The sequence below is a fragment of the Frigidibacter sp. ROC022 genome (assembly GCF_024723735.1).
Lineage (GTDB): Bacteria > Pseudomonadota > Alphaproteobacteria > Rhodobacterales > Rhodobacteraceae > SLM-1.
Map to the genome: position 1 here is coordinate 1,148,541 of NZ_JANQDU010000001.1, position 20,877 is coordinate 1,169,417.

The 20,877-nt window shown below is 67.2% G+C and carries 19 protein-coding genes; 10 read left to right on the forward strand and 9 right to left on the reverse strand.

What is annotated here, in order from left to right; translation table 11 throughout:
- Positions 1–26: 26 nt before the first annotated feature.
- The 6 genes from uxaC to NUW50_RS05570 all read left to right on the forward strand — a co-directional run bounded on the left by uxaC (position 27) and on the right by NUW50_RS05570 (position 6,195).
- Positions 27–1,424, forward strand: coding sequence for a glucuronate isomerase (gene uxaC / locus NUW50_RS05545; protein WP_258288069.1), 1,398 nt, complete (start codon positions 27–29; stop codon positions 1,422–1,424).
- A 233-nt stretch (positions 1,425–1,657) separates the two neighbouring features.
- On the forward strand, positions 1,658–1,960 hold the full coding sequence (locus NUW50_RS05550; protein ID WP_258288070.1) for a cupin domain-containing protein: 303 nt from the start codon (positions 1,658–1,660) through the stop codon (positions 1,958–1,960).
- A 10-nt stretch (positions 1,961–1,970) separates the two neighbouring features.
- Positions 1,971–2,783 (forward strand): 5-dehydro-4-deoxy-D-glucuronate isomerase, encoded by an 813-nt coding sequence (gene kduI, locus NUW50_RS05555; RefSeq protein ID WP_258288071.1) that lies wholly within the window; start codon positions 1,971–1,973, stop codon positions 2,781–2,783.
- Positions 2,780–3,514: a 2-dehydro-3-deoxy-D-gluconate 5-dehydrogenase KduD gene (gene kduD, locus NUW50_RS05560; RefSeq protein WP_258288072.1), complete on the forward strand. Its 735-nt coding sequence runs from the start codon at positions 2,780–2,782 to the stop codon at positions 3,512–3,514. Before kduI ends, kduD begins: the two co-directional genes overlap by 4 nt.
- 94 nt (positions 3,515–3,608) lie before the next feature.
- The gene (locus NUW50_RS05565; protein ID WP_258288073.1) at positions 3,609–5,036 is read left to right on the forward strand and encodes a mannitol dehydrogenase family protein; all 1,428 of its coding nucleotides are present in this window, start codon (positions 3,609–3,611) and stop codon (positions 5,034–5,036) included.
- A 100-nt stretch (positions 5,037–5,136) separates the two neighbouring features.
- Positions 5,137–6,195, forward strand: coding sequence for a sugar phosphate isomerase/epimerase family protein (locus NUW50_RS05570; RefSeq protein WP_258288074.1), 1,059 nt, complete (start codon positions 5,137–5,139; stop codon positions 6,193–6,195).
- A 45-nt stretch (positions 6,196–6,240) separates the two neighbouring features.
- Here the strand turns inward: NUW50_RS05570 and NUW50_RS05575 are convergent, their stop codons facing one another.
- Positions 6,241–7,125, reverse strand: a complete 885-nt coding sequence (locus tag NUW50_RS05575) for a LysR family transcriptional regulator (protein WP_258288075.1) — start codon at positions 7,123–7,125, stop codon at positions 6,241–6,243.
- 274 nt (positions 7,126–7,399) lie between these two features.
- Here NUW50_RS05575 and amaB point away from each other — a divergent pair, with 274 nt between their 5' ends.
- From amaB to NUW50_RS05590, 3 genes are all read left to right on the forward strand, one after another.
- Positions 7,400–8,902, forward strand: coding sequence for an L-piperidine-6-carboxylate dehydrogenase (gene amaB / locus NUW50_RS05580; RefSeq protein ID WP_258288076.1), 1,503 nt, complete (start codon positions 7,400–7,402; stop codon positions 8,900–8,902).
- A gap of 5 nt (positions 8,903–8,907) precedes the next feature.
- Positions 8,908–10,203, forward strand: a complete 1,296-nt coding sequence (locus NUW50_RS05585; protein WP_258288077.1) for an NAD(P)/FAD-dependent oxidoreductase — start codon at positions 8,908–8,910, stop codon at positions 10,201–10,203.
- Positions 10,204–10,381: 178 nt separating this feature from the next.
- A complete protein-coding gene (locus tag NUW50_RS05590) occupies positions 10,382–11,545 on the forward strand; it encodes a Gfo/Idh/MocA family protein (RefSeq protein WP_258288078.1) in 1,164 nt (387 codons plus the stop codon).
- Between the two features lie 69 nt (positions 11,546–11,614).
- Here the strand turns inward: NUW50_RS05590 and NUW50_RS05595 are convergent, their stop codons facing one another.
- From NUW50_RS05595 to NUW50_RS05605, 3 genes are all read right to left on the reverse strand, one after another.
- A complete protein-coding gene (locus NUW50_RS05595) occupies positions 11,615–12,079 on the reverse strand; it encodes an SspB family protein (RefSeq protein WP_258288079.1) in 465 nt (154 codons plus the stop codon).
- Between the two features lie 282 nt (positions 12,080–12,361).
- A complete protein-coding gene (locus NUW50_RS05600) occupies positions 12,362–14,221 on the reverse strand; it encodes a monovalent cation:proton antiporter-2 (CPA2) family protein (RefSeq protein WP_258288080.1) in 1,860 nt (619 codons plus the stop codon).
- A 58-nt stretch (positions 14,222–14,279) separates the two neighbouring features.
- Entirely contained in the window at positions 14,280–14,759 is a 480-nt protein-coding gene (locus NUW50_RS05605; protein ID WP_258288081.1) for an Lrp/AsnC family transcriptional regulator, read from the reverse strand.
- A gap of 121 nt (positions 14,760–14,880) precedes the next feature.
- On the opposite strand from NUW50_RS05605, the gene hppD reads away from it, so the two are divergent.
- Complete coding sequence (hppD, locus tag NUW50_RS05610; RefSeq protein ID WP_258288082.1) at positions 14,881–15,975, forward strand: 4-hydroxyphenylpyruvate dioxygenase; 1,095 nt, start codon at positions 14,881–14,883, stop codon at positions 15,973–15,975.
- An 18-nt stretch (positions 15,976–15,993) separates the two neighbouring features.
- Here the strand turns inward: hppD and NUW50_RS05615 are convergent, their stop codons facing one another.
- The 5 genes from NUW50_RS05615 to tkt form a co-directional block, all read right to left on the reverse strand.
- Positions 15,994–16,212, reverse strand: a complete 219-nt coding sequence (locus NUW50_RS05615; protein WP_258288083.1) for a ribbon-helix-helix domain-containing protein — start codon at positions 16,210–16,212, stop codon at positions 15,994–15,996.
- On the reverse strand, positions 16,209–16,403 hold the full coding sequence (locus NUW50_RS05620; RefSeq protein ID WP_258288084.1) for a DUF4169 family protein: 195 nt from the start codon (positions 16,401–16,403) through the stop codon (positions 16,209–16,211). Before NUW50_RS05620 ends, NUW50_RS05615 begins: the two co-directional genes overlap by 4 nt.
- The gene (gene fumC, locus NUW50_RS05625) at positions 16,400–17,791 is read right to left on the reverse strand and encodes a class II fumarate hydratase (RefSeq protein ID WP_258288085.1); all 1,392 of its coding nucleotides are present in this window, start codon (positions 17,789–17,791) and stop codon (positions 16,400–16,402) included. Before fumC ends, NUW50_RS05620 begins: the two co-directional genes overlap by 4 nt.
- A 112-nt stretch (positions 17,792–17,903) precedes the next feature.
- Positions 17,904–18,557, reverse strand: coding sequence for a DUF1194 domain-containing protein (locus NUW50_RS05630; RefSeq protein WP_258288086.1), 654 nt, complete (start codon positions 18,555–18,557; stop codon positions 17,904–17,906).
- 161 nt (positions 18,558–18,718) lie between these two features.
- The gene (tkt, locus tag NUW50_RS05635) at positions 18,719–20,740 is read right to left on the reverse strand and encodes a transketolase (protein WP_258288087.1); all 2,022 of its coding nucleotides are present in this window, start codon (positions 20,738–20,740) and stop codon (positions 18,719–18,721) included.
- Positions 20,741–20,877: the final 137 nt, after the last annotated feature.

The window sequence follows — 20,877 nt, forward strand, 5'->3', positions numbered from 1 at the left end:
GGGCGGCGTGACCTGGGAGGGTCCTCATGCTTGACGACGATCGGCTGTTTCCGGCGGAACCTTCGCTGCGTAGCCTGGCGCGCGACCTGTATGAAGGCATCAAGGCGCTGCCGATCCTGTCTCCGCATGGTCATACCGATCCGCGCTGGTTCGCCGAGGATCAACCCTTTCCGGGTCCGGCCGAGCTTTTCGTGATCCCCGACCATTATGTGTTCCGGATGCTCTGTTCGCAGGGGATTCCGCTGGAAAGCCTGGGGGTGCCGCGCGCCGATGGCGGCAAGACCGAGACCGACGGGCGGGCGATCTGGCGGCTCTTCGCGTCGAACTGGCATCTGTTCCGCGCCACGCCGTCGCGGCTCTGGGTCGAACATGCGCTGGCCGACGTCTTCGGCTGGACCGAGCGGCTGTCGGAAAAGACCGCCGACGCCGCCTATGACCATATCGACGCCTGCCTGAAACGGCCCGAGTTCCGGCCCCGGGCGCTGTACGAACGCTTCGGGATCGAGGCGATCGCGACCACGGACGCGGCGACCGACGATCTGAAATGGCATCGCATGATCCGCGAGTCGGGCTGGGGCGGCAAGGTGATCACCGCCTACCGGCCGGACCAGGTCGTCGATCCCGAGTTTGCCGGGTTTGCAGAGAATGTTGAATATTTCTGTGGACTTGCGGGCGAAACTTCAAGCTGGCAGGGCTATCTTGCCGCGCATCGGGCGCGGCGGGCCTATTTCAAGGAATTCGGCGCCACCTCTTCGGATCACGGCCACGCCACGGCGCGGACCGAGAACCTGAGCTCGGACGAGGCCGCGGCGCTGTTCGACAAGGCCATGCGCGGCAAGTGCAGCGCCGAAGAGGCCGATGCCTTCCGCGGCCAGATGCTGACCGAGATGGCGCGGATGAGCCTGGATGACGGGCTGGTGCTGCAGATTCACCCCGGCAGCTATCGAAACCACTCCGGCCAGATGCTGCAGGCCTTTGGCCGGGACAAGGGGTTCGATATTCCGACCCGCACGGATTATGTCCACAATCTCAAGCCCTTGCTGGATGCAGTCGGGATGGAGCCGGGGCTGACGGTCATTGCCTTCACGCTGGACGAGACCAGCTATGGACGCGAGCTGGCGCCGCTGGCCGGGGTCTATCCGGCGCTGAAGCTGGGGCCGCCCTGGTGGTTCTTCGACAGTTACGAAGGGATGAAGCGGTTCCGCGAGACCGCCACCGAAACCGCCGGTTTCTACAACACCGTCGGCTTCAACGACGACACGCGGGCCTTCTGTTCGATCCCGGCCCGGCACGATGTCGCCCGGCGGGTGGACTGCGCCTATCTGGCGACCCTGGTCGGCACCGGCCGGCTGGATGCGGATGAAGCGCCCGAAGTGGCGCGAGACCTGGCCTATGGCCTGGCGAAACAGGCATACAAACTTTAACTTCATGGGAGAAGTGACTGATTACAAGTAGAATATGGTCGTTTGCGGGCTGGGCGCTTCACTGAGGATGCCGCCCGGCCGTGACAGGGTCGTTCGCGGTGCGATCTGCGCCGCTTTCGACGGCCTGCTGCCGATGACCCCTGTTCCCGAACGGTCGTGCCGGCTATCCGCGCCGGCATGTCCGAAATGCGGGCGTTCCTCATATTCCTATGGTTCTGACGAAAGGACTGCCGATGTTTCCCAAAGTCTCTCCCGAACCGGGCGTTACCCGGCAGGTGTTGACCGATGCGCCCGAGCTGATGCTGGTCTCGGTCGCCTTCGAGACCGGCGCCAGGGGCGCTACACATCATCACCCGCATGTGCAGGCGACCTTCGTCAAATCGGGCCGGTTCCGCTTTACCGTTGACGGGCAAGACATGGTCGTCGGCCCCGGCGACACCGTCACGATGGCGGCCGATGTGCCGCATGGCTGCGAATGCCTCGAGGCCGGAGAGCTGATCGACAGCTTCACGCCGCGCCGCGACGATTTTCTGTGAAAGGACGACCATGCTGAGCGTCGAAACCCGCCACGCCGTCGATCCCGCATCCGCCAAGGGGCTGGATACCGAAGGGCTGCGATCCAACTTCCACGCCGGGGGGCTGTTCGCGGCCGGGGAAATCCGGCTGGTCTATACCCATTACGACCGGATGATCCTGGGCGGCGCGGTGCCGGCCGGGGGCTCTCTGGTGCTGGACGAGGTCAAGGAATGCGGCACCGCCAGCGTGCTCGACCGCCGCGAGATGGCGGTGGTGAACATCGGCGAGACCGGGACAGTCAACGAGCACCGGCTGGAGAAGGGCGATGTGCTCTATCTCGGGCTGGGGTCCGGGCCGGTGACATTCGGCGGGCAGGGACGATTCTACATCCTCTCGACCCCGGCGCACAAGGCGCTGCCCTCGCGGCTGGTCACCCTGGCCGAGGCAAAGAAGCTGACCCTGGGCGCGGCCGAGACCGCCAATCACCGGACCATCAACCAGTTCGTCCATCCGGAGGTGATGGAAAGCTGTCAGTTGGTCATGGGCTATACCCAGTTCCACGGCGGATCGGTCTGGAACACGATGCCGGCGCATCTGCACGACCGGCGGATGGAGGCCTATCTCTATTTCGATATGGCGCCCGACGCCCGGGTGTTCCATTTCATGGGCCGGCCCGAGGAGACCCGGCACATCGTCATGGCCAATGAAGAGGCCGTGGTCTCGCCGCCCTGGTCGATCCATTGCGGCTGCGGCACCGGATCATACACCTTCATCTGGGCGATGGCGGGCGACAATGTCGATTACCGCGATCAAGAGCCCGTGGCGATGGATGCGCTGAGATGAGGTTCCGGCTCGACGGAAAGGTGGCGCTGGTCACGGGGTCGAATGCCGGGATCGGGCAGGCGATCGCCGTGGCCATGGCCGAGGCGGGGGCCGAGGTGATCTGCGCCGCGCGCCGCGCCCCGGACGAGACCCTGGACCTCATCGCAAGCGCCGGTGGCCGGGGCCGGCCGATGACGCTCGACTTCGCCGATCCGATGGCCGGGCAGGGTGCCTTTGACGAGCCGGTCGATATCCTGGTCAACAACGCCGGGATCATCCGCCGCGCCGATGCGCTGGAGTTCTCCGAGGCCGACTGGGACGCGGTGATGGACGTGAACCTGAAGGCGCTGTTCTTCACCTGCCAGGCTTTCGGCAAGGCGGCGCTGGCGCGGGGCGCGGGCGGCAAGATCATCAACATCGCCTCGCTGCTGTCGTTCCAGGGTGGCATCCGGGTGCCCAGCTACACGGCGGCGAAACACGGTGTTGCCGGGATCACCAAGTTGCTGGCCAACGAATGGGCGGGCCGGGGGATCAACGTCAACGCCATCGCGCCGGGCTACATCGTCACCGCAAACACGAAGGCGCTGCACGAGGATCCGGTGCGCAACCAGGCGATCCTCGACCGGATTCCCGCCGGCCACTGGGGAGCGCCCGAGGACATCGCGGGCTCGGCGGTCTTCCTGGCCTCGCCGGCTGCGGCCTATGTTCACGGGGCGATTCTCAATGTCGACGGCGGCTGGATGGCGCGTTAACTTGGTCGACATCTCAGCGGAAGGGGCCGCCTGACCGCGTCCGGGGCTGCCCGGCGCGGGCGGTCCCCGGCACATCGCATCAAGGACCGACTACATGACCACGCCACGTCTGACCCGCCAACCCGGCCAACGCCCCGGCACCGGTATCGTTCACCTTGGCCTCGGCGCCTTCTTCCGGGCCCATGGCGCGATCTACATCGCCGAGGCGATGGCGGCGCATCCCGGCGACTGGGGAATTCTGGGGGTCAGCCTGAAGAGCCCCGGCACCCGCGACGCGCTGCAGCCGCAGGGCTGGGATTATACCGCGGTGGAGCAGGGGCCGGATGGAGAGATTCCACGGGTCGTCAACGTGTTGAATGGCGTTCTTGTAGCGCCCGAGGACCCCGGCGCAGTGCTGGCGGCGATGGCTGATCCGGCGGTCAAGATCGTCTCTCTTACCGTCACCGAGAAGGGCTATTGCCACGAACCCGCGACCGGAGAGCTGGATTTCGACCATGTCGATATCATCCATGACATGGAACACGAGATGCCGCGCTCGGCCCCCGGCTATCTGGTGCGGGCGCTGGCGATGCGTCGCCGGGCCGGGCTGAAACCCTTTACCGTGATGACCTGCGACAACCTGCCGGAGAACGGCAAGGTGGTCCGCAAGGTGGTGTTGAGCCTGGCGCGGGTCATCGATCCCGGCCTGGCCGACTGGATCGAGACAAGGGGCGCCTTCCCCTCGACCATGGTCGACCGGATCGTGCCGGCGACCAAGCCCGAGGATATCGCCCGGCTGGCCAAGGCGACCGGGCGGCTGGACGAGGCCCCGGTGATGCACGAACCGTTCCGGCAATGGGTGATCGAGGATGATTTCGTCGATGGCCGGCCGGATTTCTCGGCCGTCGGCGTGCAGATGGTCCGCGACGTGACGCCCTATGAACACATGAAGCTGCGGATGCTGAACGGCACCCATTCCAGCCTGGCCTATCTGGGCTATCTGGCCGGGCACGAGACGATCGCCGATACCGTCGCCGATCCGGTCTTTGCCGCCTATGTCCAGCACCTCTGGCAGCGCGAGATCATCCCGGCGTTGACGCCGCCGCCGGGGGAAAGCCTGACGGCCTATGCCGAGGCGCTGCTGGCGCGCTATCGCAATCCGGCGATCCGGCACCGGACCTGGCAGATCGCCATGGACGGCAGCCAGAAACTGCCGCAGCGGCTGCTGGGCACCCTGCGCGAGAACGCGGCGGCCGGGCGGGACAGCGCCGGCCTGCTGCTCGCCGTGGCGGGCTGGATGCGCTATGTCGGCGGGGTGGACGAGAAAGGCCAGCCGATCGAGGTCAAGGACCCGCTGGCGGCCCGGCTGCGGGCGCTGTCGGATAGCGCTGAAACGCCCGAGGGCAAGGTTGCGGCGCTGCTCGGCGTGACCGAGATCTTCTCGCCCGACCAGGCCGCCGGTCTCAAACCCGGGGTGACCGCGGCCTATCGCTCTCTGCTGGAACTCGGCTCCCGGGGGGCGGCGCAGAAGATTGCCGGATAGCGGTCGTCCGGCAGGATTGCGGCGTTGACCTTGGTCGAAGCCGCGGCATAGCTTTGGCCCGACAATTGGCGCCGGGCGGTGCCGCTGCTGGGAGATCATCATGAAGACCATCAAGGGGCCTGCGCTGTTCCTGGCGCAGTTCGCGGACGATACGGCGCCGTTCAACTCCTGGGGCGCGATCACCAGATGGGCGGCCGATTGCGGTTATGTCGGGGTGCAGGTGCCCAGTTGGGATGCGCGGCTGTTCGACCTGGCCAAGGCGGCCGAGTCCAAGGACTACTGCGATGCCTTCAAGGCCGAGGCGGCCGAGAACGGGATCGAGGTGACCGAGCTTTCGACCCATTTGCAGGGCCAGCTGGTGGCGGTGCATCCGGCCTATGACACCGCCTTCGACGGTTTCGCGGCGCCCGAGGTGCGGGGCAATCCGGCGGCGCGTCAGGAATGGGCCGTCGATCAGGTGAAGAAGGCGATACAAGCCTCTAGAAACCTTGGGATTTCCGCGCAGGCCACTTTCTCGGGCGCGCTTGCCTGGCCCTATGTCTACCCTTGGCCGCAGCGCCCGGCGGGGCTGATCGAAACCGCCTTCGACGAACTGGCGAAGCGCTGGCGACCGATCCTGGACCATGCCGAGGAACATGGTGTCGATCTCTGCTATGAAATCCATCCCGGCGAGGATCTGCATGACGGGGTCAGCTTCGAGATGTTCCTGGAGCGGGTCGGCGGCCATGCGCGCGCCAGGATGCTGTATGATCCCAGTCACTACGTCCTGCAATGCCTTGATTACATTGACAACCTGGATATCTACGCGGACCGGATCGGGATGTTCCACGTCAAGGATGCCGAATTCAACCCGACCGGGCGGCAGGGTGTCTATGGCGGCTACCAGAGCTGGGTGGACCGTGCCGGCCGGTTCCGCAGCCTGGGCGACGGGCAGGTGGATTTCGGGGCCGTCTTCTCGAAACTCGCGGCGATGGATTTCGACGGCTGGGCGGTGGTCGAGTGGGAATGCTGCCTGAAGCATCCCGAGGACGGCGCCCGGGAAGGTGCGCAATTCGTCAAGGATCACATCATCCGGGTGACCGAGCGGGCCTTTGACGATTTCGCGGATGCCGGCACCGACGAGGCGGCGAACCGGAAGATGCTGGGTCTCCAGGTCTGAACTCTCAGCAGGTTGTGCACCCGGATCGGGGGCAGGCGGCAATCGCTAGATCTGGGTTCTCAGCCACTGCTCGAACATCCGGCAGGGGGCAAAGGGCGCGTCGGTCTTGGGCCAGACAAGGTAGTAGTCGCCGATGCTGATCGGCGCGACGCCGGGGGCCGCGACCAGGCGGCCGTCCGCGATTTCCTGATCGATCAGGAAGGTCGGCGCCAGCGCCACGCCCATCCCGTGCACCGCCGCCTGCACGATCGAGGCGAACTGGTCCACCAGCATGCCGCGGGGGGGCGCGACCTCGAACCCCAGCTGACGCGCCCAGTTTTCCCAGGCGTCGGGCCGGGAATCGAGATGCAGCAGGGGCAAGGCGAAGATCGAGGCCGGATCGCCGGGGATGAAGCCTGCCGCCATTTCGGGCGCCGCCACGGCGATCACCTCTTCGCGCATCAGCTTCAGATGGTGAACCTCGGGCCAGTCGGGCTGTCCGAAATGGATCGCCGCGTGAAAGGCTTCCTCGCGGAAATCGAACGGCGTCAGGCGGGTGCCGAGATTGACCGTCACCTGCGGGTGGCGGCGGACGAAATCGGGCAGCTTCGGCGCCAGCCAGCGCATGCCGAAGGCAGGCAGGATCGCCAGGTTCAACAGACCTCCGGTCGGGTTCGCCTTCAGCCGCAGGCTGGCATTGGCGATCTGTTCCAGCCCCCGCCGGACCTCGTTGGCATAGCTCTGCGCCGCGGCGGTGAGGGTGATCCGCTTGCGGTTCCGGATGAAGAGGTCGGTGTCGAGATACTCTTCCAGCACCCGCAACTGACGGCTGACGGCGCTTTGCGACAGCCCGAGTTCCCGCCCCGATACCGTGACATTGCCGGTCCGGGCGAAGGCTTCGAGCGCGCGCAAGGCCGAGATCGGGGGCAGGAACCGCTTGGGTGGCGACATGGGTATTCCGATTCTGCATACTGTAGCGGGTAAATCCGTTTCCCATGGCGCCGCTTCTGATGTCAAATCCGGTGCTGAAACTGCAGTGCGAGTTCAGGCCGATGCTCCGCTCTTGGACATACATGGTTAGCCCGACATCCGCGCCGGCACCTGGCCGTTGCCGAGCCCGTCCCGAAACCTCGCGCCTGCAAATGCATATTCACTTCGCTCATACGTTGCTTCTGCCAGCCCGCCGCAGAGCCGACCCGAGCCCTTGACCCGAACTGGAGCCGACATGCCCTATCAGGATATCCTCACCGCCTGCGCCCTTGGCCCGGACCAGACCGCCGGCGGCACGCTGAAGGTCACGACCCCGATCGACGGCAGCGAGATCGCCGCGGTGCCGGTTCATTCGGTGGACGATGCCGAGGCCGCCATCGCCCGCGGCAAGGCCGCCTTCCTGGCCTGGCGCCGGGTGCCCGCGCCGCGGCGGGGCGAGTTGGTCCGCCTGCTGGGCGAGGAACTGCGCCGGGAGAAACAGAACCTCGGTCGTCTGGTCACGCTGGAATGCGGAAAGATCTATCAGGAGGGGCTGGGCGAGGTGCAGGAGATGATCGACATCTGCGACTTCGCGGTCGGTCTCTCGCGTCAGCTCTACGGCCTGACCATCGCTTCGGAACGGCCGGGCCATGCCATGCGCGAGACCTGGCAGCCGCTGGGGCTCTGCGCCATCATCACCGCCTTCAACTTCCCCGCCGCGCCCTGGTGCTGGAATGCGGCGCTGGCGCTGGTCTGCGGCGATCCGGTGATCGCCAAACCTTCGGAAAAGACCCCGCTGACCCAGCTTGCGATCCAGAAGATCTGTGACCGGGTCTGTGCGGCCTTCGGTCCCGAGGCGCCGGAAGGGCTGATCCAGACCCTGATCGGCGAGCGCGACCTCGGCCAGGTGCTGACCCGGTCCCGCGACGTGGCGCTGGTCTCGGCCACCGGCTCTGTCGCCATGGGCAAGGCCGTCGCCGCCGACATGGCGCAGCGGCTGGGCAAGACCATCCTGGAACTGGGCGGCAACAACGCGATGATCGTGGCCCCGTCGGCCGATCTCGAAATGGCGGTCCGGGCGATCGTGTTTTCCGCGGTCGGCACCGCCGGGCAGCGCTGCACCTCGCTGCGGCGGCTGATCGTGCATGAAGACATCTACGACGCGCTGGTGGCGCGGCTGGTGAAGGTCTACGAAGGTCTGGCCATCGGCGATCCGCTCGACCCCGGCACGCTGGTCGGGCCGCTGATCGACGAGGCGGCGGCAGAGGCCATGGCCCAGGCGCTGGAGAGCGCCAAGGCCGAGGGCGGTACGGTCCACGGCGGCACCCGGGCGCTGACCAACCGGTTCCCCGACGCGGCCTATGTCACCCCGGCCATCGTCGAGATGCCCAGGCAGAGCGCCATCATGCACCGCGAGACCTTCGCGCCGATCCTCTATGCGGTGAAATACTCCGATCTGGACGAGGCCATCGCCCTGCAGAACGCGGTGCCGCAGGGCCTGTCGTCCTGCATCTTCTCGACCGACCTGCGCGAGACCGAGTATTTTCTTTCCGCGCAGGGGTCCGATTGCGGCATTGCCAATGTGAACATCGGCCCGTCCGGGGCCGAGATCGGCGGCGCCTTCGGGGGCGAGAAAGAGACCGGCGGCGGCCGCGAGAGCGGCTCGGATGCCTGGCGGTCCTACATGCGGCGGCAGACCAGCACGGTGAACTACTCTCGCGAGCTGCCGCTGGCGCAGGGCATCTCCTTCGATATCTGACGCCGATGCCCGCCAATCCCCCCGACAGTCTCTGGCAGCGGACCACGCCCGAGTCTCGCAGCTATCCGGCGCTCGACGGCGCGGTGAGCGCCGATGTCGCGATCATCGGCGGCGGCTTCACCGGCGTTTCGGCGGCCTATCACCTTGCGGTGCAGGGGGTTTCGGTGGTGCTGCTCGAGGCGGTGACGGTCGGCTTCGGCGGTTCGGGCCGAAATGTGGGGCTGGTGAATGCCGGGCTCTGGACCCCGCCCGACGCGGTCGAGGAGAAGCTGGGGCAGGAGGTCGGGGCGGAGCTGAACCGGGCCCTGGCGGCGGGGCCGGAACTGGTCTTCGACCTGATCGAGAGCCAGCAGATCAATTGCGAGGCGACGCGCTGCGGCACCCTGCATTGCGCCCATTCCGCCGCCGGGCTGCGCGACCTGGAGCGGCGCGCGGCCCAGCAATGGGCGCGGGGCGCGCCGGTCCGGCTGCTCGATGCCGAGGAAACCGCGCGGCGCACCGGATCGCCGGCCTTCCACGGCGCGCTCTGGGATGCCCGGGCCGGCACGATCCAGCCGCTGGCCTATGTCCAGGGGCTGGCGCGGGCGGCGGCCGCGCAGGGGGCCCGGCTGCACGAGCGCTCGGCGGTGACCGGGATGGTCCGGGACGGTGATCACTGGCGGTTGCGCACGGCGGGCGGCGAGGTGCGGGCGGCGCGACTGATCCAGGCGACCAATGCCTATGGCAGCGACGGGGTGCCGGCCAACCCGGTCACCCTGGCGCATTACTTTCAACTGGCGACCGCGCCGCTGCCCAGGTCGCTGCTCCGCGGCATCCTGGCCGGCGGCGAAGGCTGCTGGGATACGGCGCTGATCATGTCGTCGTTCCGGCTCGACCGGGCCGGGCGGATGATCTTCGGCGCCCTGGGCAATCTGGACGGCGCCGGGGGCCGTGCGCATCGCGGCTGGGCGCGGCGTAAGTTGGCGGCCCTGTTCCCGCAGCTGGCGGGCGTCCCGTTCGAGCAGGACTGGACCGGCCGCATCGCCATGACATCGACCTATCTGCCCCGGGTGCAGGCCCTGGGCGAGGGGGCTGTCTCGATCTTCGGCTATTCCGGCCGCGGGATTTCCCCCGGCACCGTCTTCGGCCGCGCCGCCGCCGACTGGGCGACGGGACGCGGCGGCTTTCCGGTGCCGGTCCTTCCTGCCGGTCCCGGCCCGCGCAACCCGCTGAAGGCGCTCTACTGCGAGACTGGCGCGGTCCTGACCCATCTGGCCGATGCCCGCCTGTCCCGGGGGGGCAGGGCGGCACCTGCCGGATGAGCGCCCCGGCCTGCCGGCCCCGTGCCGGAAGGATCGGCCTCTCGATCATTGACGCGGCTTGCACGGCCCCGGTATTGCAGGGGAAATCCGGTGCAAGCGCCGGATCCGAGACCGGAGGCGGGGCAGGCGGGGACGTCTCTGCCGTCCCGCGGGACACAGCAAGGCGAAGGGGCAGGGCATGGCGAACTCAGGGGCGACGGATCGGGGCGGGAGAATCCGGCTGGGCATGGTCGGCGGCGGCGAGGGGGCCTTCATCGGCGCGGTGCACCGGATCGCGGCGCGGCTCGACGATCGCTACGAGCTGGTGGCCGGCGCGCTCTCGGGCAGCGAGGAGAAGTCGATCCGTTCGGGCGTTGCCCTGGGGCTGGACCCGAAGCGCTGCTATGGCGATTTCAAGCAGATGGCGAGCCGCGAGGCGCGGCGCAAGGACGGGATCGAGGCGGTGGCCGTGGTCACCCCCAATCACATGCATTTCCCGGCGTCCAAGGAATTCCTGAAGCGCGGCATCCATGTGATCTGCGACAAGCCGCTGACCGCGACCATGGCCGAAGCGCGCGCCTTCGAGAAGGCGGTGGCGGGGTCCGAGGCGATCTTCTGCCTGACCCACAACTACACCGGCTATCCGATGGTGCGGCAGGCCCGGGCCATGGTGGCGGCGGGAGAACTGGGCGAAATCCGGCTGCTGCAGGTCGAATATCCGCAGGACTGGCTGAGCGAGCCGCTGGAGAGGACCGACAACAAGCAGGCCGGCTGGCGCACCGATCCCAAGCGCTCGGGCGCCGGCGCCCTGGGCGACATCGGCACCCATGCCTACAACCTGGCCTGTTTCGTCACCGGCGATGTCGCGGCCGAGATCTCGGCGGATGTGCACAGCATCGTCGAGGGCCGCGCGGTGGACGACAATGCGCATGTGATGCTGCGGATGGAGAAGGGCGCCAAGGGGATGCTCTGGTGCTCGCAGGTCGCGGTGGGCAACGAGAACGGCCTGAAGCTGCGGGTCTATGGCAGCAAGGGCGGCATCGAATGGATGCAGACCGATCCGAACTATCTCTGGTTCACGCCTTTCGGAGAGCCGAAGCGGTTGATCACCCGCAACGGCGCCGGAGCGACCGAGGCCGGGATGCGGGTCAGCCGGGTGCCGGCGGGCCATCCCGAGGGCTACCTGGAAGGCTTTGCGACGATCTACCGCGAAGTGGCCGATGCGATCGTCGCGCGGCGCGAGGGCGCGGCGCCGGACCCGGCGGTCGAGTTCCCCGGGATCGCCGAGGGCATGGCCGGGATGCGTTTCATCGCCGCCTGCCTGGCGAGTTCGAAGCGCAACGGCGCCTGGGTCAAACCCTGACCGGGCACGGCGGGCGCCCGGCGCCCGCCGGCCTTCGCTGCGCGGCGGAGCGGGTTACTTCGAATCGGGTTACTTGCGGAACTTGTCCAGGCTGACCACCTCGGCATTGCGACGGGTGCCGTCCTCGGGCGGCGTCGGGTCGCTGGGCGGTTCCTTGTCGTCGCCGCCGTCCTCGGGCGTTTCGGTGGTCTCGAATCGCAGGCCGAATTCCACCGAGGGATCGACGAATGTCTTGATCGCGTCGAAGGGGATGTAGAGCGGCTCGGGTTGATCACCGAAGTTCAGGGTGACGCCGAAGCCGTCATCGGTGACTTCCAGATTGTCGTACCAGTGCTGCATCACCACCGTCATCTCGGTCGGATAACGGTCGGACAGCCAGTCGGCCAGTTCGGCATCCGGATGGGTGGTGTCGAAGGTGATGAAGAAATGGTGGTCGCCGGGCAGTCCGTTGACCGCAACATCGCCCAGAACCTCACGGATCAGGCTCCGCATGGCGCGGTGCATCAGGTTGCCATAGTCGATGGTGCGGGCCATCCGAAGTCCCTATTCGCTCGACCTCAAGCATAGGGGATTCGATCCGGAAGGGAAGAGGAGGCGAAGCGGGAAGCTGCCGAACCTGCGCCGTGCCGCCGCGGACCGTGACGCCGGGACAGGCAAAGGCCGCGCGCCGCCCTGCCGGGCAAGGGAAATCCGGCCTGCGGAAGCCGGGAAAAGCCCGTTTGTCTGCCGGCCCCGGGCCCCGGCCGAGGCGCGGGATGCGGGTGCGGGAGCCTCCGGCGGGAGTATTTTGCACCCAAAGATGGCGCGCCGGCCGGATCAGGCGGCGTCTTCCTCGTCGGAGGCGAAGAGGTTCATCAGCGCGGCCTCCATGTCGCGGTTCATCAGCCGCGAGCGCTCCATATAGGCCTGGTTCAGATGGATCGGGATATCCGGATCCCAGACCTCGGCCAGTCCCTGCATGGCGCTGCGGTCCATCTTGTAGAAGGTGCTCTCGGCCTGATGCGCCTCGTATTCGCTCAGCCCCATCTGCTCCAGCACATAGCGCCCGGCCCGCAGGCTGGCGTCGAAGACCTCGCGGACGATCTTGTCGGCCCCGGCGCGGTAGAGCTGGAACACATGTACCCGGTCGCGGGCGCGGGCGATGATGTAGATGTCGGGCCGGCGCTTGCGGGCATAGGTGACCAGCCGGATCGCCGCCTTGGGATCGTCGAGCGAGACCACCAGCACCTCGGCCTTGTCGATGCCGGCGGCATGCAGCAGGTCGGGCCGGGTCGGATCGCCGAAGAAGCTCTTGAAGCCGAAGGTGCGGATCATCTCGATGGTTTCGAGATCGTTGTCGAGCACCGTGGTGCGGAAGCCGGAAGAGGTCACCAGCCGGTTCACCACCTGGCCGAAGCGGCCGATCCCGGCAATCAGGATCGGGTGCCGCTCGTCGATCTCGTCGGCCTCGGGCGCATCGCCTTCGCCGATCCGTTTCGAGATCTGCTCGTAGAGGATGAAGGCCAGCGGGGTCAGCAGCATCGACAGCGCGATGACCAGCAGCAGCCGGTCGCCGAGGCCGGGCAGGATCACCCGCTGCTGGATCGAGAAGGAGGTCAGCACGAAGCCGAATTCGCCGGCCTGCGCCAGGCCGAGGGTGAACAGCCAGGCGTCGCGGCCCTTGAGCTTGAACAGCAGCCCCAGCCCGTAGAGCACCAACCCCTTGGCCGCCATCAGCCCCAGGGTCAGCCCGAGGATCGAGACCGGGGCGCTGGCCAGCCCCTGCACGTCGATCCCGGCGCCGACGGTGATGAAGAACAGGCCCAGCAGCAGGCCCTTGAACGGTTCGATGTCGCTTTCCAGCTCGTGCCGGAACTCCGAGTTCGCCAGCACCACCCCGGCCAGGAAAGTGCCGAGCGCCGGCGACAGGCCGACCAGCGACATCAGCAGAGCGATGCCCAGCACGATCAGCAGCGCCAGCGCGGTGTAGAGCTCGCGCAGCCGGGCGGTGTGGATGTATTTGAAGATCGGCCGCATCAGATAGGTGCCGGAAAGCACGATCACCGCCACCGCCGCCAGGGTGACCAGCGTCACCCCCCAGGCCGGCAGGCTCTCGATCAGCGAGCGCGCCGCCTGCACCGCCTCGGCGCCCTCGGTGGCATGGCTGTCGACCCGCACCACCGGGGCGAAGGCCAGCAGCGGCAGCAGCGCCAGCATCGGGATCACCGCGATGTCCTGGGTCAGCAGCACCGCAAAGGCCGAACGCCCGCCCGGCGTGTTCATCAGCTTCTTCTCGGACAGGGTCTGCAAGACGATGGCCGTCGAGGACAGCGACAGGATGGTTCCGGCGGTCAGGCTCTGCTGCCAGGAATAGTCGAGCCAGAGCCCGGCCATGGTGACCAGCGCCATGGTACAGGTGATCTGCAGCCCGCCCAGCCCCAGCAGCCGGTGCCGCATGTCCCAGAGCGCCTTGGGCTCCAGTTCCAGCCCGATCAGGAACAGCATCATCACCACGCCGAATTCGGCGAAATGGCGCAGGTCCTCGGTTTCCGAACCAACCAGCCCCAGCATCGGCCCGATGATCAGCCCGGCCATCAGGTAGCCCAGCACCGACCCCAGTCCGAAACGCGCGGCGATCGGCACCGCGACCACCGCTGCCAGCAGATAGATCGAGGCCTGGTAGAGAAAGCTGTCCATGGGCGGGCGCGGGTCCTTTCCGGGGTGCGGGACTGGTCCGAGGATCAGCCGGGCGGGGTCACAGGTGGCAGGGCAGCGGGGCGTCGGGCTTGAACTGATCCATCACGATCTGGCTTTGCACCCGCGCGACGGCGGGGTCGGGGAGGATCACCTGATGGATCAGGTGGTTCAGCGCAGCCAGGTCTTCGCAATAGACCCTGAGAAGATAATCCGCCTCGCCGGTCAAGGTCCATGCACTTACGATTTCGGGACGTGTCGCCACCGTGCGCGCGAAATGGCTGACCCGGTCGGGGACATGGGTGGCCATCTGCACCTGGATGAAGGCCTGGACCTGCAGGCCCAGATGTGTCGCCGAAAGCCGCGCCGCATAGCCGTCGATGAACCCTTCGGCCTCGAGCCTCTGGCGCCGCCGCCCGGCCTGGCTGGACGAGAGGTTCAGCAACTCGCCCAGTTCCTGCGCGGTCAGATGCGCATCGGTCTGCAATGCGTCGAGCAGCCGGGAATCGATTTCGTCCAATGCTGTGCGGTGTTCGTGCATGAATTCACATCATAGTGTGAAATACGCGCATGTATAGCTCTGATCGCGCCGATCTTCGCGCATACCTCGCATCGAATCTGTGCAATCCTCCGCACAAACGCGCAAAGAACAGGAGCGAGCCATGGGTCCCTTTCCGCATGATGCCCCGAGGGCGACGATCAGCGCCGGGAATCCGGCCGGCACCGACGGGTTCGAATTCGTCGAATTCGCCTCACCCGAGCCGGAGAAGCTGCGCCAGCTCTTCACCCGGATGGGTTACGGGCTGGTCGCCCGGCACAAGAGCAAGGCGGTGGAACTCTGGCAGCAGGGCGACATCACCTATGTGCTGAACGACGAGCCGGGAAGCCACGCCCGGGGCTTCGTCGAGGAGCACGGCCCCTGCGCGCCCTCGATGGGCTGGCGGGTGGTGAACGCCAGGCATGCCTATGAGCATGCCGTGGCCAGGGGCGCCACGCCCTATGACGGGCCGGGCAGGGTCATGGATGTGCCGGCGATCGTCGGGATCGGCGGCAGCCTGATCTATTTCATCGACCAGTATTGGGCGGCGTCGCCCTATAACGAGGAATTCGACTGGCTGGCCCCGGCGCATCCCGAGGGCGTCGGCTTCTACTACCTCGATCACCTGACCCACAATGTCCACAAGGGCAATATGGATGTCTGGTTCAAGTTCTATGGGGATATCTTCGGCTTCAAGGAAATCAGGTTCTTCGACATCTCCGGGAAATACACCGGGCTGACCAGCCGGGCGCTGACCTCGCCCTGCGGCCGGATCCGGATTCCGATCAACGAGGATCGCGGCGAGACCGGGCAGATCGTCGAATATCTGAAGCGCTACCGGGGCGAGGGCATCCAGCATATCGCGGTCGGCGCCCGGGACATCTACGACGCCACCGACGCGATTGCCGAGAGGGGAGTCACCTTCATGCCGGCGCCGCCGGCCAGCTACTATGCGCGCAGCAAGGATCGGGTGACGGGCCATGAAGAGCCGCTGGACCGGATGGCCCGGCACGGCATCCTGATCGACGGCGAAGGCGTGGTCGATGGCGGCGAAACCCGGATCCTGCTGCAGATCTTCTCGAAGACCTGCATCGGGCCGATCTTCTTCGAATTCATCCAGCGCAAGGGCGATGACGGTTTTGGCGAAGGCAATTTCAAGGCGCTGTTCGAATCCATCGAGGCCGACCAGATCGAACGCGGCGTGCTGAAGGCGGGCTGACGCGCCCGGAACGGGTCTTCAGCCGGCGGGCCGGTAATGGGCCAGGACGAACAGACGGATCGCCGAGGCCAGGCCGGTATCCTCGTCTCGTTTCACATCAATTTCGGCCGCGAGATCGTTGATCCCGCGGCCTTTTTCTTCGGCTATGCTGCGAAAGGCCGCCCAGAACTCCGGCTCCAGCGACACCGAGGTTCGGTGCCCCTTCAGGGTCAGGGAGTGTTTCTGCGGGCGGCTCACTCGTCCTCCAGCCGATGCTGGTCGAGATTGCGGCGGGCGGCCTCGGTCCGGCTGGCCTCCAGTATCCGCTCGGCCTTGCTGCGGCCGAACTTCAGCGCGTTGCTGTCGGCCTGGGCCTTGGCGGCTTCGCGCAGCCGGGCCTTGCGGGCGCGGGCCAGGCTGACGACGCGCGACGGCTTGTCGTCGCTCATTTCGGGCCGATCATGTCTTCGGGCCGCACGACGCGGTCGAAGGTTTCCTCGTCCACGAAGCCCAGCTTGATTGCCTCCTCGCGCAGGGTGGTGCCGTTCTTGTGGGCGGTCTTGGCGACCTTGGTGGCATTGTCATAGCCGATGGTCGGCGCCAGCGCCGTCACCAGCATCAGCGATTCCTTCATCAGCTTCTCGATCCGCGGCTCGTTCGCCTTGATGCCCGACACCATCTTGTCGGTGAAGGCGCTGGCGCTGTCGCCCAGCAGCTGCATCGACTGGAGCACGTTGTAGCTCATCATCGGGTTGTAGACGTTCAGCTCGAAATGGCCCTGGCTGCCGGCGAAGCCGATGGCGGCGTCGTTGCCCATGACATGGGCGCAGACCATGGTCAGCGCCTCGGCCTGGGTCGGGTTCACCTTGCCCGGCATGATCGAGCTGCCCGGCTCGTTCTCGGGCAGGATCAGCTCGCCCAGGCCGGAGCGGGGGCCAGAGCCCAGCAGGCGGATGTCGTTGGCGATCTTGAACAGGCTGGCGGCGACGGTCTTCAGCGCGCCCGAGAACATCACCATGGCGTCATGGGCGGCCAGCGCCTCGAACTTGTTGGGCGCGGTGACGAAGGGCAGGCCGGTGATCTCGGCCATGTTGGCGGCGACGGTCTCGGCCCAGCCGACCCTGGTGTTCAGCCCGGTGCCCACGGCGGTGCCGCCCTGGGCCAGTTCATAGATGTCATGCAGGCAGGATTCGACGCGCTCGATGCCCTTCTTGACCTGGTGCGCATAACCCGAGAATTCCTGCCCCAGCGTCAGCGGGGTGGCGTCCTGGGTGTGGGTGCGGCCGATCTTGATGATGTCCTTGAACTCTTCCGACTTCGCGGCCAGCGCGGCGTGCAGCTTGCGCAGGCCGGGCAGCAACACGTCGCGCGCCTGCATGGCGATGGCCACGTGCATCGCGGTCGGGAAGGTGTCGTTCGAGGACTGGCCCATGTTGCAATGGTCGTTCGGGTGCACCGGATCCTTGGACCCCATGGTGCCGCCCAGGATCTCGATGGCGCGGTTTGAAATCACCTCGTTGGCGTTCATGTTCGACTGCGTGCCCGATCCGGTCTGCCAGACCACCAGCGGGAAGTTGTCGTCGAACTTGCCGTCGATCACCTCGGTTGCGGCGGCGATGATGGCGTCGGCCAGCTTCGCATCCAGCGCGCCCGAGGCCTTGTTGGCCTGGGCGCAGGCCTTCTTGATCACGCCAAGCGCGCGGATGATCGGCACCGGCTGCCTTTCCCAACCGATGGGGAAGTTCATGATCGACCGCTGGGTCTGGGCGCCCCAATACTTGTCGGCGGGCACCTCCAGAGGTCCAAAGCTGTCGGTCTCGGTTCTGGTCGCGGTCATCGGGGGCCTCCTGGATCGGGTTGCGCCGGGTTTAGGGCAGGCCGGGGGGAGAGGGCAAGAGAGGCCGGGGGCCGGAAGGCGATGATTGCGCTAGCGTTCGTCACGCCGGCGTTCAGCCGGTGACCTTGGTCACCTCGCGCTTGATCTTGGCCTTGATCGCGCGGGGATAATCGAGATGCCCGCGGGCGGTGACCACGAAACCGTGCCGGGTGATCACCGCCAGCCGGTAGAAGCTGGTGACCGCGACGCCGATCGATTCGATGGCGATGCCGTTGATGATCACCCCCTGGCGCTCGGCCCGCTGCCGCGCCGCCTTGGTCGAGCCGCCGGCGTTCTCGGTGCCGTCGCCGGAAATGTCGATCACCGCCCGGGTGCAGTCCGCGACCGGGCCGAACTGCCCCAATCCGAACAGCACCGCGTCGCCGATCGCGGTATCCGAGTTGACGAAGGCCCGTTCCATCTGCCGCGCCCGCCGGCCGAAGCCGGCCACCGCTGCCGGTCCGGTCATCCGCTCCCAGCCCATCACCAGTTCCTGGGCCCCGACCCCGGACCATTGCATCACCGCCAGCGCCACCTGGCCCTGGACCAGCGCATCGACGATCTCGGGATCGGCCAGCGCATCGGCCAGGCCATCGACCTGAATCCGGTATTCTCCGACATCGATGGACGAGGAAACGTCGATCGACAGCAGCAGCGCCGTGTCGCAGGCCCGGGCCGGAAACGCGGTCAGAACTGTCAGGGCCAGGGCAGCAAGCCGTCCGGTCATGCTGGCATGCTAGCAGCCCCGCCCGACAGGGCAAGGGTGTCAGCGGCCCCGCTTCATCTTCCAAATATCCCCGCCGGAGGCCGGACGGCGCAGCCGGACGAGGGCCGGGCGAAGGCCCCGGCGGGGCCCGAGACCGGCCCTGCCGGTCCGCCGAACCCGGTTCAGAGCAGCCCGGTCACCGCATCGACCACCGCCTCGGCGGTGATCCCGAACTCGGCATAGAGCCGGTTCGCCGGGGCCGAGGCGCCGAAGCCCTCCATGCCGATGAAGGCCGATTTGCCGGCCCGGGCGCGTTCGCCCAGCAGCCAGCGGTCCCAGCCGCCGTCCCGCAGCGCCGCCTCGATCCCGACCCGCACCGCGCCGCCGGTCGGCAGCACCTTGCGGCGCCAGCTTTCGTCCTGTTCGGCAAACAGCTCCATGCAGGGCATCGAGACCACCCTGGTTCCGATGCCGCGTTCCTGGAGCAGCGTTCGCGCCGCCAGGGCGATCTCGACCTCCGAGCCGGTGGCGATCAGGATCGCCTGGCGCTTGCCGTCGGCCTCGGCCAGCACATAGGCGCCCCTGGCGGTCATGTTGGCGTTGGAGTGGGTCAGCCGCACCGTCGGCAGGTTCTGCCGCGACAGCGCCAGCACCGAGGGCGTGCGGGTCGAGGTCAGGGCCAGTTCCCAGGCCTCGGCGGTCTCGACCACGTCGGCGGGGCGGAACACCCGGGTGTTCGGCGTCGCCCGGCAGATCGCCAGGTGCTCGACCGGCTGGTGGGTCGGGCCATCCTCGCCCAGGCCGATGCTGTCATGGGTCATGACATAGGTCACCGGCAGGCCCATCAGCGCCGAGAGCCGCATCGCGCCGCGGGCGTAATCGGTGAAGCACATGAAGGTGCCGCCGTAGGGCCGCAGCCCGCCGTGCAGCGCGATGCCGTTCATCGCCGCCGCCATGCCGTGTTCGCGGATGCCGTAATGGACATAGCGGCCCTTGCGGTTCTCGGGGCCGAAGATCCCCAGGTCGGGGGTCAGGGTGTTGTTGGAGCCGGTGAGATCGGCCGAGCCGCCCAGGGTCTCGGGCATCATCGGGTTGACCACTTCCAGCACCATTTCCGAAGCCTTGCGGGTCGCCACCTTGTGTCGCGTCTCGCTGGCCTGCTTCTTCAGGGCCCGGATCGTCGCCGCCAGCCGTTTCGGCGCGGCGCCGGTGAGCACCCGGTTGAACTCGGTCTGCCGGGCGTTGCTGAGCCCGGCCAGCCGGGCCTCCCAGGCGGCGCATTCCGCCGCGCCGCGGGCGCCGATCGCCTTCCATGCGCTGGCGACATCCGCGGGGATCTCGAAGGGCGCCGCGGTCCAGCCATAGGCCTCGCGGGTCCTGGCGATCTCTTCCGCGCCCAGCGGCGAGCCATGCGCCTTGTTGGTGTCCTGCTTGCCCGAGCCGAAGCCGATATGGGTGCGGCAGGCGACCATCGCCGGCTTGTTCGACTTCTTGGCGGCGGTCAGTGCCCGGTCGATGTCGTCAGGGTCATGGCCGTCGCAGTCGAAGACCGCCCAGCCGCAGGCTTCGAAGCGCCGCTTCTGGTCGGTGACGTCCGACAGCGAAACCTTGCCGTCGATGGAAATCCCGTTGTCGTCCCAGAGCACGATGAGCCTGGACAGTTTCTGCATCCCGGCCAGGGCGATCGCCTCGTGGCTGATGCCTTCCATCAGGCAGCCGTCGCCGGCGATGACCCAGGTGTGGTGATCGACGACCTGCTTGCCGAACCGGGCCCGCATCGCCTCTTCCGCCATCGCGAAGCCGACGGCATTGGCCAGGCCCTGGCCCAGCGGACCGGTGGTGGTCTCGATTCCCTTGGCATGGCCGTATTCCGGGTGCCCGGCGGTCTTCGAGCCCCACTGCCGGAAATTGCGGATCTCCTCGATCGTCATGTCGGCGAAGCCGGTCAGGTGCAGCAGGCCGTAGAGCAGCATCGAGCCGTGACCCGCCGAGAGGATGAACCGGTCGCGGTCCGGCCAGTCGGGGTTGGCGGCGCTGAACTTGAGATGCTTTTCCCAAAGGACCGTGGCGACATCGGCCATGCCCATCGGCATGCCGGGGTGGCCGGAATTGGCGGCCTGGACGGCATCCATTGCCAGCACGCGCAGCGCGGCGGCTTTCTTCCAGTGGTCGGGGTGTTTGGCGCGCAGCGTGGCGATATCCATCGAGTTGTCCTCCTGAAAACGGGCGCAGGGCCCGTCGGGCCATCCCCCGGCCCGAGAATTTGTCCTCTGATAGCAGGCAGTTCCGCAAGCGCAAGGCAGAGGCGGGTTTGCGGGGGGAAAGGAGGACGATTCCTCCC

Coding starts and splice junctions, on each gene's coding strand:
- uxaC (WP_258288069.1), top strand. CDS start 27: ATGCTTGACGACGATCGGCTGTTTCCGGCGGAACCTTCGCTGCGTAGC.
- NUW50_RS05550 (WP_258288070.1), top strand. CDS start 1,658: ATGTTTCCCAAAGTCTCTCCCGAACCGGGCGTTACCCGGCAGGTGTTG.
- kduI (WP_258288071.1), top strand. CDS start 1,971: ATGCTGAGCGTCGAAACCCGCCACGCCGTCGATCCCGCATCCGCCAAG.
- kduD (WP_258288072.1), top strand. CDS start 2,780: ATGAGGTTCCGGCTCGACGGAAAGGTGGCGCTGGTCACGGGGTCGAAT.
- NUW50_RS05565 (WP_258288073.1), top strand. CDS start 3,609: ATGACCACGCCACGTCTGACCCGCCAACCCGGCCAACGCCCCGGCACC.
- NUW50_RS05570 (WP_258288074.1), top strand. CDS start 5,137: ATGAAGACCATCAAGGGGCCTGCGCTGTTCCTGGCGCAGTTCGCGGAC.
- NUW50_RS05575 (WP_258288075.1), bottom strand. CDS start 7,125: ATGTCGCCACCCAAGCGGTTCCTGCCCCCGATCTCGGCCTTGCGCGCG.
- amaB (WP_258288076.1), top strand. CDS start 7,400: ATGCCCTATCAGGATATCCTCACCGCCTGCGCCCTTGGCCCGGACCAG.
- NUW50_RS05585 (WP_258288077.1), top strand. CDS start 8,908: ATGCCCGCCAATCCCCCCGACAGTCTCTGGCAGCGGACCACGCCCGAG.
- NUW50_RS05590 (WP_258288078.1), top strand. CDS start 10,382: ATGGCGAACTCAGGGGCGACGGATCGGGGCGGGAGAATCCGGCTGGGC.
- NUW50_RS05595 (WP_258288079.1), bottom strand. CDS start 12,079: ATGGCCCGCACCATCGACTATGGCAACCTGATGCACCGCGCCATGCGG.
- NUW50_RS05600 (WP_258288080.1), bottom strand. CDS start 14,221: ATGGACAGCTTTCTCTACCAGGCCTCGATCTATCTGCTGGCAGCGGTG.
- NUW50_RS05605 (WP_258288081.1), bottom strand. CDS start 14,759: ATGCACGAACACCGCACAGCATTGGACGAAATCGATTCCCGGCTGCTC.
- hppD (WP_258288082.1), top strand. CDS start 14,881: ATGGGTCCCTTTCCGCATGATGCCCCGAGGGCGACGATCAGCGCCGGG.
- NUW50_RS05620 (WP_258288084.1), bottom strand. CDS start 16,403: ATGAGCGACGACAAGCCGTCGCGCGTCGTCAGCCTGGCCCGCGCCCGC.
- fumC (WP_258288085.1), bottom strand. CDS start 17,791: ATGACCGCGACCAGAACCGAGACCGACAGCTTTGGACCTCTGGAGGTG.
- NUW50_RS05630 (WP_258288086.1), bottom strand. CDS start 18,557: ATGACCGGACGGCTTGCTGCCCTGGCCCTGACAGTTCTGACCGCGTTT.
- tkt (WP_258288087.1), bottom strand. CDS start 20,740: ATGGATATCGCCACGCTGCGCGCCAAACACCCCGACCACTGGAAGAAA.